Here is a 14,585-nt window from a genome sequence, read left to right as displayed (position 1 = left end):
TCAGGTGTCAGGTCGGCGGGACCGGGGGCGGCCCCGGCCGTGTCGCGGCCGGCGGCAGCGCAGCGCCGAGCAAGGCCAGCAGCGCCGGCTCGGGCAGCGGCCGGGCGTAGAGGTAGCCCTGGTGCACGGTGCAGCCCAGCTCGCAGAGGATGGCGGCCTGCTGCTCGGTCTCCACGCCCTCGGCCACCACCTGCAGGTCCAGCAGGCGCGCCAGCGTGATGATGGAGGCCACCAGGGCGCGGTCCTTGCCGTCGCTGTAGAGGTCGCGCACGAAGGCCCGGTCGATCTTCAGCTCGTGCAGGGGGAAGCGCTTGACGTGGCTGAGCGAGGAGTAGCCGGTGCCGAAGTCATCCAGCGACAGCAGGTAGCCGTGCTCGCGCAGCTCGTGCAGGCGGGCGATGCCGGCGGTGGTGTCGGACATCAGCATCGACTCGGTCACCTCCAGCACCAGCCGGCCAGGCTGCAGGCCATGGCGGGCCACCAGGGCATCCAGGCGTTCGCCCAGGTCCGCACCGGCAAAGGAGGGCGCGGCAATGTTGACCGACACGGCCACTTCGGGCGGCCAATGCGCCAGCGCCTCGCAGGCGGCCTCCAGCACCCAGTCGGTGAGCGGCTGGATCAGGCCGGTCTCTTCGGCCAGCGCGATGAAGTCGCCCGGCATGACCAACCCCAGGCGCGGGTGCTGCCAGCGCACCAGGGCCTCCACGCCGACGACGCGGCGGGTGGTGGCGTCCACCTTGGGCTGGAAGTGCAGGCGCAGCTGGCCCTGCTCGATGCCGTGGCGCAGCTCGCTCTCGCGCTCCAGCCGTTCGCGCGCGACCGCGTTCAGGCCCTCGTCGAAGTAGCGGTACTGTGAGCGCCCGGCCCGCTTGGCGGCGTACAGGGCCTGCTCGGCGTGGGCGGCCAGTTCGGCCGCACCGGAGCCGTCGCGCGGGTGCACCGCGATGCCGATGGCCGCGGTGAGCACGACGTCCCGGCCGTCGAAGAGGATCGGCCGCTCCACTGCGCGGATCAGCCGCTCGGCGGCCTGGCCGGCGTGGGCGTGCTGGCCCAGGTCGCCCAGCATCAGCATGAAGCCGTTGGCCGCGATGCGCGCCACCACCGCGTTGGGTGGCGCGCTCTGGTTGAGGGCCATGAGGTCGCGGCTGCGGGTGCCGGCCTGCAGGCGCTCGGCCACCACGCGCAGCACGCGGTCGCCGCCGTCGCGTCCCAGGGCGTCGTTGATGCTGCGGAACTGCACCAGGTCCAGGTGCAGCACGGCGCACAGGCCCGCGTTGGCCCGGCCCGCGCCGTGGCGCTGCAGCGCGCTGTCCACCATCTCCAGGAAGAACTGGCGGTTGGGCAGGCCGGTCAGGCCGTCGTAGAGCGCCAGCTGGCGTACCTGGCGCTCGGCCTCGATGCGCTCGGTGATGTCCTGCGTGATGCCTTCCACGCCCACCAGGCGGCCCAGTGCATCGCGCAGCGGCGCGGCGTGCTCGGAAACGGTGCGCCGCGCCCCGTCGAAGCGTTCGATCGTGAAGGTCAGTTGGTAGGGGATACCCTCGAACGCCGCCGCCGAGCGCGCACGCGCCACGCGCTCGCGGTCCGCCGACGCGACGCGGGCGAGGAAGTCCTCCGGCGAGGCGCACTGCATCGCATCTTCGGGGGCACCGAAGATGTGCGCCAGCTCCTCGGAGCAGGCCATGTGGCCCTCGCCATCGAACTCCCAGTTGCCCATGTGCGCCAGCCGCTGGGCGCGCAGCAGGCTGACGCGGCTGCGCTCCTGGACCACGCGGGCCTCGGCGCTGCGCAGCGCGTAGCGGATGCGGTGCGACAACAGCCCCCAGTGGATCGGCTTGGTGATGAAGTCGGTCGCGCCCGCCTGGTAGGCCTGCTCGATCGACCCGGTGTCGTCCAGCCCCGTGAGCATCAGCACCGGCACCTCGGCACCGGCGGGCAGCTGGCGCAGGCGCCGGCAGGTCTCGAAGCCGTCGATGCCCTCCATCATCACGTCGAGCAGCACGAGCTCGCTGGGCGATGCGGCAAAGCTCGCCAGTGCCGCCTCGCCGCTGTCGGCCTCGGTGACGTCGAAACCGGCGTGGCGCAGGGTGCGCAGCGCCATGCTGCGCAGCAGGGCGTCGTCGTCAACCAGCAGCAGCTGGGGGCGCCGCCCGGTCGGTGCGCTGAACTTGGCTCCCATGGCGCGGCGGCGGTTCAGTGCGGGCCGCGCACGGCTCCGGGGACGCAGGGCGGGCGGCAGGTCGTACGGCGGTGGGCTGGCATGGCGGCAGTGGGGCCCGGACACCTTGCGGGTGTGCCGGAGGGTCGCAATGGCTGCTTCTTCGGCAGCCCGCCCGCCAGCTTGAGCGGTCAGCGATGTGTGAGCGAGGCCTGGACGCCAGCTGAGCGCTGTATGGACGGCATCAGACCGCGTCCAGCGTCATCAGGCTGGCGTTGCCACCGGCGGCGGCGGTGTTGACGCTCAGCGAGCGTTCCAGCAGCAGGCGCTCCAGCGGCACGGCCGCATCGCCCGGCGCCAGGGCGGTGACGCCGACGATCGGCCCCGGCCGCTCGGCCAGCTGGCGGCAGACGGTGCGCAGTGACACGGCGTCGCCGTGGTGGAGCACGGCGTCGAAGGTGGCGCGCGCTGGCTCGGCCGTCCAGTCGGCGCACAGGGTGACGGCGCTGCGCAGCTCGGTGGGCAGGCGCTCACGCAGCGGGCTGGCCGACGCCGGCCAGACGGCGCGGCTGCCCACCGCCAGAGCGGCGGCAAGCTGTCGCAGGCGGTCGGCGTCGCTCCCCGCCAGGCAGAGCACCGCCTCGCGCGGCCGCAGCTGCCAGCGGTTGCGCTCGCCGGTGGGGCCGCGCAGTTCGCGGCTGGCGCCGTCGGCCCCCAGGGCTTCGCTGCGTCGCGCCAGGTCGTCGCAGGCCTGGCGCAACGTGGCATCACCCTGGCGGGCCGCCCAGTCGCGGAGCGTGGCCAGGGCCGGGCGGGGCGCTGTGCTTCGGGTCGCCATGCTTCGAGGGGTGTCACCCGGCGGCGTGGCGGGGCCGCCGTTCATCGCGTCGACGAATCCCAGCGCGCGCGCCAGCACGTCGTCCGGCCGGCGCGCCAGCAGGCGGTAGAGGTAGAGCGGCCCGCCGGCCTTGGGGCCGGTGCCCGACAGGCCCTCGCCGCCGAAGGGCTGCAGCCCGACCACCGCGCCGACCATGTTGCGGTTGACGTACAGGTTGCCCACGCGCGCCGCCTCGCTCACCTGCGCGATGGTCTCGTCGATGCGGGTGTGCAGGCCCAGCGTCAGGCCGTAGCCGGTGGCGTGGATCTGCTCGATCAGCGCCGGCAGGTCGGCGCGCTGGTAGCGCAGCACGTGCAGCACGGGGCCGAAGACCTCGCGCTGCAGCTCGCCCAGGTGGTCCAGCTCGATGACGGTGGGTGCGACGAAGTGGCCGCGCTGCAGCGCCTGCCGGGCCGCTTCGTGGTCCGGCGCCCGGGGCTGCCAGCGCGTCACGCGCCGCCCACGCTCGCGCAGCGCCTCGATGTGGCGCTCGATGCCCGCGCGCGCCTCGGCGTCGATCACCGGGCCCACGTCCACCGCCAGCGTGTCGGGGCGGCCCAGGCGCAACTCGGCCAGCGCGCCGTGCAGCATCGCCAGGGTGCGATCGGCGATGTCGGCCTGCAGGCAGAGCACGCGCAGGGCCGAGCAGCGCTGGCCGGCGCTGTCGAAGGCGGAGGCGATCACGTCGGCCACCACCTGCTCGGGCAGTGCGGAGGAGTCGACGATCATGGCGTTCTGCCCGCCGGTCTCGGCAATCAGCGGCAGCGGCTGGCCGTGGCGGTCCAGCCGGCCGGCGAGGCGGCGCTGCAGCAGCCGGGCCACCTCGGTGCTGCCGGTGAAGACCACGCCCTGCACGCGCTCGTCGCGCACCAGCCGGTCGCCCACCGTCTCGCCCCGCCCCGGCAGCAGCTGCAGCGCCGCACGCGGGATGCCGGCGGCCCAGAAGGCCCGCACCGCCGTGGCGGCGATCAGCGGCGTCTGCTCGGCCGGCTTGGCCAGCACGGTGTTGCCAGCGGCCAGCGCAGCAGCGATCTGGCCGGTGAAGATCGCCAGCGGGAAGTTCCAGGGGCTGATGCAGACCACCGCGCCCAACGCCTGGTGGCTGGCGTTGTCGAAGTCCCGCCGCACCTGCGCGGCGTCGTAGCGCAGGAAGTCCACCGCCTCGCGAATTTCGGCGATGGCGTTGGCGCAGGTCTTGCCGGCTTCGCGCACCAGCAGGGCGAGCAACGCCGGGGTATCGGCTTCGAGCCGGTCGGCCACGGCTTCCAGCAGCGTGGCGCGCGAGTGCGGCGCGGTGGCGGCCCAGGTGGGGGCGAAGGCGACGGCGTCGCGCACGGCCGCGTCCACCTCGGCGTGGCTGGCCTCGCGGACCTCGCCGACGAGGTCCTCGGCGTCGGCCGGGTTGAGGACGGGCTCAGTGCTCCCATCCTCGACCGCGTCCGCATCGGCCAGCATCGGCGCGGCCTGCTGGGGCAGCCGGGCTGCCTCGGCCAGCTCGCCGGCCAGGCTGGCAAGCTGCTGCTCGTCGGCCAGGTCCAGGCCGTTCGAGTTGCGGCGCGCAGCGCCGTACAGGTCGATCGGCAGCGGGATGGCCGGGTGCGGCGCACCCACGGTGCCTTCATGTGCGGCCAGCGCCTCGACCTGCACCACCGGGTCGCGCAGCAGCTCGTCGAGCGGCAGGCCGGGGTCGGCGATGCGGTTGACGAAAGAGGTGTTGGCGCCGTTCTCCAGCAGCCGGCGCACCAGGTAGGCCAGCAGGGTCTCGTGCGTACCCACCGGGGCGTAGACCCGGCAGGGCCGGTCGAGGCGTGCGGCGCCGACCACCTGCTCGTACAGCGGCTCGCCCATGCCGTGCAGGCACTGGAACTCGTACTGGCCGGGGAACCAGATGGCCGGGTCGGCCATCGCGTGGATCGCCGCCAGCGAGTGCGCGTTGTGGGTGGCGAACTGGGGGTAGATGGCGTCGGGCGCCGCCAGCAGGGCACGCGCGCAGGCCAGGTAGGCCACGTCGGTGTAGGCCTTGCGGGTGTAGACGGGGTAGCCGGCCTGGCCGTCGAGCTGGGCGCGCTTGATTTCGCTGTCCCAGTAGGCGCCCTTGACGAGGCGCACCATCAGCCGGTGGCCACTGGCGCGCGCCAGGGCGATGAGGTGCTCGATCACCGCCGGGCAGCGCTTCTGGTAGGCCTGCACGACGAAGCCCAGGCCGTTCCAGCCCGCCAGCGTGCGGTCGTGGCAGAGCCGCTCCAGCAGGTCGAGCGAGAGTTCGAGCCGGTCGGCCTCCTCGGCGTCGATGTTCAGGCCGATGTCGTAGCGCCGCGCCAGCGCAGCCAGCTTGAGCAGCACCGGGTGGAGCTCGGCCATCACGCGCGCCTGCTGGGCGCGGCTGTAGCGCGGATGCAGGGCGGAGAGCTTGATCGAGATGCCCGGCCCGGCCACCGGCCCGCGCCCGGCGCTGGCCTGGCCGATGGCGTGGATGGCCTGCTCGTAGGCCTGGCGGTAGCGCTCGGCGTCCGCAGCCGTCAGCGCCGCCTCGCCAAGCATGTCGTAGGAGTAGCGGAACCCCTGTGCCTCGCGCGTGGCAGCCCGCTCGAGCGCCTCGGCGATGGTCTGGCCGGTGACGAACTGCTCGCCCATCAGCCGCATCGCCATGTCCAGCCCCTTGCGGATCAGCGGCTCGCCGCCGTGCGCGCTCAGGCGGGTGAGCGCGGCGCCCAGGCCCTGCTCACTGTGCGTGGCCACCAGCCGGCCGGTGATGAGCAGGCCCCAGGCGGCGGCGTTGACGAACAGCGAGCGGCTGCGGCCCAGGTGCTGCTGCCACTGGCCGGCGCCGATCTTGTCGCGGATCAGCGCGTCGCGGGTGGGTGCGTCGGGGATGCGCAGCAGCGCCTCGGCCAGGCACATCAGCGCCACGCCCTCCTGCGAGGAGAGGGAGAACTCCTGCAGCAGGTCCTGCACCAGGCCGGCGCGGCCGCGCTCGGCACTGCGCTCGCGCAACTGCTGCGCCAGCTGGCGCGCCAGCGTGTTGGCCGCCTCGGCCTGCGCCGGTGCCAGCCGGGCGCGCTCCAGCAGCGGCGGCAGCGCCTGCGGCTCGGGCAGGCGCGTGGCGGCGGTGATGGCGGCGCGGCGGGCTTCACGCAGAGGCAGGGGCGTGAAGTCCGCGAACGGGGTGGCGCAGGGCGGGCGCAGGGGCGAAGGAGTGGTCATGGCAGGCGGGGCAGGCGGGGCAGATCAACGGCGTGGCGAAGGCGCCATCATCTGGGGTGTCCGGCAGAATTTCTCGCCAAACTTTCATCTGGCTCCAGAATAATGTTCGGCATGATGACCGCCGCTGACATCGCCTCCTCTTCGCTCGATCGCATCGATCTGCGCATCCTCGGCCTGCTGCAGGTCGACGGCCGCCTGTCCAACCTGAAGCTCGCGGAGGCCGTGGCCCTGTCACCGACCGCCGTGCTGGCGCGCGTGCAGCGCCTGACACGCGATGGCTTCATCCGCGGCTACGAGGCCCGGCTGGACCCGCAGAAGCTCGGCGTGGGCATGCTGGTCTTCGTCGAGGTGCTGTTGGACCGCACCACCGCCAATGTGTTCGAGCAGTTCCGCGCCGCGGTGCAGGTGCGCCCGGAGATCATGGAGTGCCACATGGTGGCCGGTGGCTTCGACTACCTGCTCAAGTTGCGCTGTGCCGACATGAGCGCCTACCGCGAGTTCGCCGGTGCGGTGCTCTGGCAACTGCCCGGCGTACGCGAGACCCGCACCTATGCCGTGATGGAAGAGGTGAAGAACACGGCTCGCCTGCCGGTGCCCGGCGGCTGACGCTTCCCTGCTCCGCGCTGACCGCGCGGTGCGCCGCTGCGCCGCTGCGCCGCGGTTGCGCATCGACGTGTCCGGCCAAGGCGGGCGTGCAGGAATGCGCGCAGATGAGCCGGGCAGGGCTTTTTTCCGGTTTCGGCTTGCCTCAACATGCGTGGCGGCCTGTCCATCCCGCGAACATGGGGCCGGGTGTGCAGGGTTTCGCAGTCCCCTCGGCTACGATCGTTCGCTGGATGGCGGGGCGTTCCGGGGCGAGCGGCTTGGCGCTGCCCGGAAGGTGTGGCGGCTGAATCGGGCTGCTGGTTCAGGTCGCTGCTTGGAGGGATGTCGTGCTCGGAAATCAACCAGTTGCTCGGCCTGGAGTGCTTGGCCGGATCGGCATGTTCGCGGCGGCGCTGGCATCGGCCGGCTGGCTGGTGCCGGCGGCCCTGGGCATCGACCGTGTGCTGGCCTTCCTCAATGAGGACATGGCCCGCCTGAGCGTGCTGCGCAACACGCGCCCGAGCCTGGCGCTGCCCACCGAGTTCAACGCGGCGCCCAACCTCCTCCAGGCGCGTGAATACCTGACCGTTGCCGGGGTCTGGCTGGCGCTGGTCATCGCCGGCTGGGCGATCTATTTCGTGCGGTCGCGCCGGGCGTTGCAGCAGGCGAACTCGGTCCCGGCCGGTGACCTGCTCACCGCGCACCGCCACGCGCTGGACCACCAGTTCAGCGAGTTCACGCAGCAGATCGACCGCCATCGGCGCGACCTGAGCAGCGAGTTCGGCAGCCTGACCCAGGCGGGCGAGGGGGCCCAGGGGCTGCTGCAGGTGCGTTTCGACGCGGTGCAGGCCCGCTTGGGCGAGGTGGACAGTGCCGTGGCGCACCAGACCGAAACCTTGCGCGCCGTGGCCACCTGGCTGGAAGGCAGCCTGCAGGCGAGCACGGCCCAGCTGGGTGACGCGATCCGGGGCGCGCGAGAACAGGCCGAGACCCAGCATCGCAGCGAGCAGGACCAGCGCTTCGTCTCGATCCACAACGCCGTGCAGGTGCTGGGCGCGCAGATCGAAGCCCGCATGGAGGTGGCGCAAACGCAGGCCGAGGCGCGGTCCGAGCGCCTTGATGCGGCGGTGCAGGATTGGTCGCAGCAGATGGCGCAGGGTCAGGCGCAGACGGCCCTCCAGCAGCAGGAGCAGGGCGAGGTGCTGGCGGCCCGGCTGGAGGAGCGGCTCGGAGCGCATTTGGGCAAGCAATTGGGTGAGCAGTTGGGCGAGCAGTTGGGTGAGCGACTGGGTGAGCAGTTGGTTGGCCACCTGACCCAGCAGGTTGGCCCGCAACTCGATGAACGGCTTGGCGAGCGCCTGGGTGCGCTGCTGGGCGAACTGGGCCAGCGCTTCGAATCGAAGGCCGAGGCCCGCCAGGGCGAGTGGCAGGCCAGGCTTGATCAGCGCCTGGGCGCCGACGCGCAGCGTCAGCAGGAGGGGTTTGGCGCGCTGCAGTCGCTCGTGCAGGCCCTGCGCGACCAGCTCGGCGAGGCCCTGCAGCTGCAGCGCGATGCGGGCAGTGAGACACGCCGCCGTGCCGAGTCCGCCATTGACGCCCGCCTCGCCCACCAGGAGGCCCAGACCCGGGCGCTGGCTGATCTGTCCGAGCGGGTCGAAGCGCTGGGCCGCATCGCCCAGGCGCTGCATGGGGAGCGCAGCGCGGCCGACCACGAGCGCTCGCAGGCCCTGGCCCTGCAACTGCAGGGCTGGGTCGAACAGGCCCAGGCCGTGGCGCGCTCGCACAGCGAGGCATTGCCGGCCCCCTGGCTGGCCCAGACCGAGTCCTTGCTGCGGGCCGTGACGGCGCTGGAGGCCGCGCAGCTGCAGGTGGCCGACCGTGCCGAGGCGGCTGCAATGGCGGCGGCGCAGCAGGCGGCTACGCAAGTAGCCACGCAGGTGGGCGATGCCATCGGCCGCCACGCCACCGCGCAGGCCGAGCAGTGGCAGCAGACCATGCAGACGATGCAGTCTGCCCTGGGCGATGTCGCCGGCGTGGCTGCGCGGCAGGCGCTGGAACAGGTACAGCCGCAGGTGGCGGACGAGCTGCTGCAGCGGGTGGCCGGCCAGGTCGCCGCACCGCTGGTGGAGCGGGCCGCCGAGGCGGGGGAACAGCTCGGCGCTCTGCAGGAGGGCATCACTTGGCTGGCCCGGCAGGTCGAGCGCTCGCAGCAGGTGGCCGAGCAGCACCAGCTGGCTGCCGAGGCGGCGCGCGAGACACAGGTGCGCCAGTTGGCCGAGCTGGCCGACGTGGCGGGCCGCGTCGACCGGCAGGTGCTGGGGCTGCAGGGCCAGGGGGATGTTCAGGCGGCCCACCGTGCCGATCAGCTGCAGGCGCTGCAGCAGCAACTGGCCGCGCAGGCCGGGCAGGCGGCGGATCAGCAGGCCGCGCTGGCCGAGCGTTCGCAGGCCCTGGAAGCCGCGCTGCAGGGGCTCTCCCAGCGGCTGGACGAGGGCTGGCGTGCCCTGGAGCGCCAGCAGCGCGACGACTGGCAGGCGCATGAAGCGGCGCTGCGCGCACGCCTGGACGGGCTGGGCGTTCAGCTGGAGCGGACCCTGGCGCAGACCCTGGTACAGACGCAGGCCGAGCTGGGCTCTCAGTTGGACCAGCAGTTCGGAACCCAGTTGCAGGGTCTGCAAGAGCGCGTGCTGGCGGGCGTGCCCTCCGGCGAGGCCCTGCGCGAGCCGGTCGAGCGGCTGCTGCAGGTGCAGGCCGGCTTGCAGGCGCTGGCCGATCAGGTCGGCGGGCACCAGGCGGCCTCGCTGCAGCAGCGCCGGGACGATCAGGCGCTCTGGCAGCAGGCCTGGCAGGGGCTGGCCACCCAGGTGCGTGATGAGCTGGCCGCCACCCGGCAGGCGCTGGCCGCGCCGGCGGCCCAGGCCGCCTCGGCTGCCGAGACCGTGCAGGCGGGGCAGGCCCAGGCCCTGCAGCGCGTCGAGGCGCTGCAGGGCGCCATCGCAGGGCTTGGCGAGCGGTTCGAGGCACAGCGCAATGCCTGGGTGCAGGAGCGCCAGGCGCAGCAGGCCGCGCAGACGCAGGCCCTGCAGGCCCTGGCGGCCGACCTGGAGCGTGGCCTGGGGGCCGCGCAGGTCGAGCGGGTGCAGCAGCAGGAGCAGCGCCTGGGCGATCTGCAGGTGCTGGTGCAGCGCATCGACCAGCAACAGCAGGCCTCGCAGCAGCAGCGCCAAGCCGAGCAGGGCGCGATGATGCAGGCCCTGGAGCGGCGCCTGGGCGCCCTCGACACGCTGGAGGCGCAGGTCGAGCGCCTGGAGGGCCTGCTCACCCGGGCGGGCGTGCAGGGCGTGGCAGCGCGGCTGGCGCAGATCGAGGCCATCCTGTCGGCCCAGGGGCCGGCCCGGCTGGAGACCCGCCTGGGGCAGCTGGAGGCGGTGCTCACCGACACATCCAGCCGCATCGACAGCCGTCTGGGCGAGTTGCACGGGCTGGTGACGCAGCAGGGGGCCTTCGTCGAGACGGCGCCCGCGCCGTTGACCGGGCGGCTGGTCGACGAGCGCAAGCTGCAACAGGTCTTCCTGAACCTGTCGGACCTGCAGGAGAACCTGCGCCTGGAGCGGCGCCAGCTGCGCAAGAAGGCCGAGAGCCTCAACCAGCCCATTGGCTGAGGCCGCCTACTGCAGCACGGGCAGGGTGTCGATGCGCTGCTCGATGCGCTGCAGCATCTCGCGGTAGGCCGGCGAGCCCACCTCGCCGTAGCGCTGGCGGAAGTCCTCGCTGGTCAGGAACTCGGGTAGGTCGTCCAGGGGGGGCAGCAGATCGGCCTCGCGCAGGCCAGGGCCGATGCGCTGCGACAGCCGCTCGGGCTGCTGCGCCGAGCGCTGCCCGAAGCGCGTGCCGGTGCGGTCGGCCGCAATGTCATTGAAGCTGAAGCCGCTGCCGCCGCGGGTGTCGGCCATCTCCTTGTAGACGCCGATCATGTCGGCCAGCCGGCCGCCGCCCTCCGCCGCCAGCACCGCCGAGACCAGGAAATGCAGCGCGAAGTCGTCGCGTCCACGCAGGGTGACGGTGCGCGGGTGGGGGTGTGGCCACTGGCGGGCGGCAGCGACGATGCGTGCCATCGGCTGCCCAGAGGCGTACATCGCCAGTGTGATCAGCACGGCCCGCTGCTCCGCGGCGAGCCCGCCCTGGCCGGTGATCGCCGCCATGCCCGCGGAGCGCTGCTGGGCCCGCTCGAACAGCGGCGCCAGCAGGTCCGCCAGTGGCACGGGCTGGCCGGCCGGGCGCTGGGCGCTGGGCGCCACCAGCGCCAGCAGCTCGGCGTTGCAGGCGAGCAGGCGCTGTTGATCGGCCGGTTGGATCAGGGCTTCGCGCAGGCGGTCGCGCCACTCGGGCCGCCAGTGGTAGCTGAGTTCGACGGCCTCGGGCGTGATGCGAAGCAGCTCGACCAGGCCCAGCGCCAGGTCGTACTCGACCCCCAGGTTCAGCTGCGCTGCCAGGCGGCGGGCCAGCCAGGTGGCCAGCGCGGCAGGCACACGCAGGCGGCCGATGTGCAAGGCGTCCAGCGCGGGCAGGCCCTGCGGCGTGGCGCGCAGGCGGGCCCGCAGGTTCAGCCAGGGCCCGAAGGCCCCCAGAAGGCGGGCCGGCCCGAGCCGAGCCAGCGGCCCGCTGCGCAGTGGCAGGCTGGCCTGCAGCTGGGCCGAACCCTCGGCCAGCTCCACCCGGGCGGCGCCCTGCACGGCGCGCTGCAGGCCGTCGTGGGCCAGCAGGTCGAGGTCCTGCCGGCTCAGGCGCAGCAGGCGGGGTCGGTCGGCACTGGCGCCGCGGGGGTCTTGCTGCAGCAGCAGCGCCTTGACCCGCCCGGCGGTGTCGGCCGACGCGGCGCCGTCGCGCTGAACCGCCGGCTGCGGCTGCACCATGGCCCAGAGCACCAGCAGCAGGGCGAGGCTGCCCGCCAGCAGTGCCGCCACCAGCACCTGGGCAAGGAGTCGGAGCCGGCGGTTCATGGGTGAGGTCGCGCAGGGGCGAACGGGTGGATGGCGGGTGGATGGTCAGGGCCGGGGGACCGGGCGCTCAGCGCACCGCTGCCTGGCCGGACTCGATGTGCAACTCGCCGCCGCGCTGGCTGAAGTGCAGCCGGCCGAGCACGTCCATGCCCAGCAGCGGCGTCTCCAGGCGCGGCAGTACTGCCACGCGCAGCCGGTCGACCTGCACGCCGCCACGCAGGCGCAGGTCGGCGCGCGAGGCGTGCCCGTCGGCCAAGCCGCCCGCGGTGGCCGAACGCAGCGGGGCGCCCTCGGCCAGCCCGGCTTCGCGCGCCAGCCGCAGCGGCAGTGCCGTGGAGGTGGCACCGGTGTCGACCAGGAAGTCCACGGCGACACCGTTGACCTCGCCGGGCCAGTGGAAGTGGCCATCGGGCGCGCGCCGCAGCACGATGGTCTGCTGCAGGTCGTCCACACTGAAGCGGCTGCGCTGGCGCTGCCACTGCGCCCACTCCACCCCCAGCCAGACGGCGGTGATGATGAGCAGCCAGACCGTCACCAGCTTGGCGGTGCGGGGCAGCTCGTTCATGGCCGGCCCGCAGCCGGTGACCGAGCGGGTGCCGGGGCCAGTCTCACTTGGCCCAGCCGTCCTTCAATCCGGTGATGCGATTGAAGACCGGCCGGCCGGGTGCATGGTCGACGCGGTCGGCCACGAAGTAGCCAAAGCGCTCGAACTGGAACTTCTGGTCCGGTTGGGCCGCCGCCAGGCTCGGCTCGACGTAGGCGGTGATGACGCGCCGGCTGGCCGGATTCAGGCTGGCCTTGAAGTCACGGCCACCCGCATCCGGCTGCGCCTCGGTGAACAGGCGGTCGAACAGGCGCACCTCGGCGGCCACGCCATCGGCCACGCCCACCCAGGTGATCGCGGCCTTGACCTTGACGCTGTCGGCACCCGGCGTGCCGCTCTTGGTGTCGGGCACCAGGGTGGCCAGCACGGTGGTGACGCGGCCATCGGCGTCCTTCTCGCAACCGCTGCACTCGATCACGTAGCCGCCCTTCAGGCGCACCTTGTTGCCGGGGAACAGGCGCTTGTAGCCCTTGGGCGGCACTTCCTCGAAGTCCTCGCGCTCGATCCAGACCTCGCGGCCGATGGTGAACTGGCGCGCTGGCGGAGGCTGCTGGTCCTCGGCCACGTGCGGCAGCGCCGGCAGGCTGCAGGGCTCCAGGTGGCCCGCGCCCATGACGTCATCCCAGTTGGTCAGCACCAGCCTGACCGGGTCCAGCACCGCCATGCCGCGGTGGGCCTTGCCTTCCAGGTCGTCGCGCAGCGCGATGTCCAGTGTGCTGTAGTCGATCCAGCTGTCGGCCTTGGACACGCCGATGCGCTCGGCGAAGAGCTGGATCGCCTCGGGTGTGTAGCCGCGCCGGCGCAGGCCGACGATGGTAGGCATGCGCGGGTCGTCCCAGCCGCTGACGATGCCCTCGTCCACCAGTTGCTTGAGCTTGCGCTTGCTGGTGATGACGTAGGTGAGATTGAGCCGGGCGAACTCGTACTGCCTGGGCAGCGGGTGAGCCAGCAGACCACCGACGACGCGGCCATCGGGCAGCGTGTGGCTCTCGGTCAGGCGCTCCAGCACCCAGTCGTAGAAGGGCCGCTGGTCCTCGAACTCGAGCGTGCAGATGCTGTGGGTGATGTTCTCCAGCGCGTCTTCGATCGGGTGCGCGAAGGTGTACATCGGGTAGATGCACCAGCGGTCGCCGGTGCGGTGGTGCGTGGCGCGCTTGATGCGGTAGATGGCCGGGTCGCGCAGGTTGATGTTGGGCGAGGCCATGTCGATCTTGGCGCGCAGCACCATCGCCCCGTCCGGATGCTTGCCGTCGCGCATCTCCCGGAATCGAGCGAGGTTCTCGGCCGGCGTGCGCGCGCGGAAGGGGCTGTCGGTGCCGGGCGTGGAGAAGTCGCCGCGGTTGGCGCGCATCTGCTCGGGCGTCTGCTCGTCGACGTAGGCGTGGCCGGCCTCGATGAGGAACTCGGCCGCCGCGTACATGAAGTCGAAGTAGTTGCTGGCGTAGTACAGGTGGCTGACCCGCTCGCCGCCGAATTCGGAATCCCAGCCGAAGCCCAGCCACTTCACCGCGTCCAGGATGGAGTCGACGTACTCCTGCTCTTCCTTTTCCGGGTTGGTGTCGTCGAAGCGCATGTGGCAGACGCCGCCGTAGTCGCGCGCCAGTCCGAAGTTCAGGCAGATGCTCTTGGCGTGCCCCACGTGCAGGTAGCCGTTGGGCTCGGGCGGGAAACGCGTGCGGATGCGGGCAGGGTCGAGGACACCGGTCTGGTGGTGGGCCGCATCACCTGGCGTGCCTGCAAAGCGGCGCTGGGCGTGCGTACCGGCGGCGAGGTCGCGTTCGATGATGCCGCGCAGGAAGTTGCTCGGCTTGACGGATTCGGGTGCTGCGGGGGTCTTGCTCGCGTCGCTCATGGGGGAGGGAGTCGGCTCGTTCGCGGACGGCACTGGGCTGGCCGGGCTGTGACAGGTGTCAGGACAGGGGCACCCGCGGCCAGTCCGGCGGTCAACCCCCTCGAATGATTGTAGCCAGCGGGGTGGCCTGCCCCCCTGGGCTGCAGGGCGCCGCGGGCTGGTCGGTCGATGGCGGGCAAAGTAACATGTTGATACAACAAGGTTTGCCAAACGCGATTCGATGTCATGAAGCCAAACACAGGTCGCCAAGATGGATTCCCGGGCCGAGGGCGAGGAAGGAATGTGCTCTATCCGCGCGTGGAGGC

At 72.5% G+C, this 14,585-nt stretch carries 7 protein-coding genes; 2 read left to right on the top strand and 5 right to left on the bottom strand.

Annotation, left to right across the window (positions count from 1 at the left end):
- Positions 1-7: 7 nt before the first annotated feature.
- Positions 8-2,179 carry a putative bifunctional diguanylate cyclase/phosphodiesterase gene (locus NGK70_RS14730; RefSeq protein ID WP_251969276.1) on the bottom strand — a complete coding sequence of 724 codons (2,172 nt, stop codon included), beginning with the start codon at positions 2,177-2,179 and terminating at the stop codon, positions 8-10.
- Between the two features lie 223 nt (positions 2,180-2,402).
- Positions 2,403-6,239: a trifunctional transcriptional regulator/proline dehydrogenase/L-glutamate gamma-semialdehyde dehydrogenase gene (gene putA, locus NGK70_RS14725; protein ID WP_251969275.1), complete on the bottom strand. Its 3,837-nt coding sequence runs from the start codon at positions 6,237-6,239 to the stop codon at positions 2,403-2,405.
- Positions 6,240-6,350: 111 nt separating this feature from the next.
- Between putA and NGK70_RS14720 the strand changes: the two genes are divergently transcribed.
- Positions 6,351-6,845 carry an Lrp/AsnC ligand binding domain-containing protein gene (locus NGK70_RS14720; RefSeq protein ID WP_310742535.1) on the top strand — a complete coding sequence of 165 codons (495 nt, stop codon included), beginning with the start codon at positions 6,351-6,353 and terminating at the stop codon, positions 6,843-6,845.
- A 359-nt stretch (positions 6,846-7,204) separates the two neighbouring features.
- Positions 7,205-10,486, top strand: a complete 3,282-nt coding sequence (locus NGK70_RS14715; protein ID WP_251969274.1) for a coiled-coil domain-containing protein — start codon at positions 7,205-7,207, stop codon at positions 10,484-10,486.
- A 6-nt stretch (positions 10,487-10,492) separates the two neighbouring features.
- Here NGK70_RS14715 and NGK70_RS14710 read toward each other — a convergent pair whose 3' ends face one another.
- The 3 genes from NGK70_RS14710 to NGK70_RS14700 all read right to left on the bottom strand — a co-directional run bounded on the left by NGK70_RS14710 (position 10,493) and on the right by NGK70_RS14700 (position 14,280).
- Positions 10,493-11,824, bottom strand: a complete 1,332-nt coding sequence (locus tag NGK70_RS14710; protein WP_251969273.1) for a hypothetical protein — start codon at positions 11,822-11,824, stop codon at positions 10,493-10,495.
- 67 nt (positions 11,825-11,891) lie between these two features.
- Positions 11,892-12,389, bottom strand: a complete 498-nt coding sequence (locus NGK70_RS14705; protein ID WP_251969272.1) for a retropepsin-like aspartic protease family protein — start codon at positions 12,387-12,389, stop codon at positions 11,892-11,894.
- Positions 12,390-12,432: 43 nt separating this feature from the next.
- Positions 12,433-14,280: a glutamine--tRNA ligase/YqeY domain fusion protein gene (locus NGK70_RS14700; RefSeq protein ID WP_251969271.1), complete on the bottom strand. Its 1,848-nt coding sequence runs from the start codon at positions 14,278-14,280 to the stop codon at positions 12,433-12,435.
- Positions 14,281-14,585: the final 305 nt, after the last annotated feature.

The organism is Sphaerotilus microaerophilus, assembly GCF_023734135.1.
Lineage (GTDB): Bacteria > Pseudomonadota > Gammaproteobacteria > Burkholderiales > Burkholderiaceae_C > Sphaerotilus > Sphaerotilus microaerophilus.
The sequence above is the reverse complement of the archived record's forward strand: the minus strand, read 5'-3'. Positions and strand labels throughout refer to the sequence as shown.